Raw genomic sequence first — 888 nt, forward strand, 5'->3', positions numbered from 1 at the left:
CGACTATGTTGATGCTTCATATGGTGCTGAGTCTGATGAAAACCCATTCTATGCTGCTAACATCATTGCCAACCCTGCACCAATGATTGGCGGCAAGAAAGTAGATGCTAGCCAAATTACACCAGAACTACTTGCAAACACTCTGCATGAAATTGACGAAGTTGAGTCTAACGTTGCAACGGGTTATCACGTCATCGAATTTTTGCTGTGGGGCCAAGACTTAAACGGTAACAACCCTGGTGCTGGCTCTCGCCCAGCAAGCGATTTCTCACTTGATAAGTGTACCGGTGGCAACTGTGAGCGCCGTCGTCAGTACCTTCAAGCAGCAACAAGCTTATTGATTTCAGACCTAGAAGACATGGCCAATAACTGGAAAGAAGGCGGAGCATCAGTTGCTGAGCTAACCGCTAAAAGCGAAGCAGGTGCCTTGGCAACCATGCTGACAGGCATGGGTAGCCTTGCGTATGGCGAGCTAGCTGGCGAGCGGACTAAGCTTGGCTTGATGCTACACGATCCTGAAGAAGAACATGACTGCTTCTCGGATAACACTCATAACTCCCACTACTATGACGCCTTGGGCATCAAGAATGTCTATATGGGTCAGTATGAGAGCATCAACAACAACTCAGTAGATGGTGCAAGCCTTTCTGACTTAGTGAAGCAAGCAGACCCAGCACTGGATGCTGAAATGCTGGGTAAGCTTATGCTACTCAAGCGACGGCTCAAGCAATGGTTGACGCGGCGGCTAAAGGCCAAGCTTTTGATGTATTGATCGGTGAAGGTAATACTGCGGGCAACCAAATCGTTCAGAACTTTGTTGATGCACTCGTTGCTCAAGCCAAAACAACTGAAAAGGTCATTCAGGTCTTAGGCCTCAGCAATATTGAT

Annotated in this window: 1 protein-coding gene; it reads left to right on the top strand. The window is 47.9% G+C overall.

Features of this window, described 5'->3' with window-relative positions:
* On the top strand, nucleotides 1-772 hold a 772-nt coding region (locus A3729_RS10665), incomplete at its 5' end, for an imelysin family protein (protein ID WP_369820127.1).
* Between the last annotated feature and the right edge of the window lie 116 nt (nucleotides 773-888).

The sequence above is a fragment of the Oleiphilus sp. HI0043 genome (assembly GCF_001634935.1).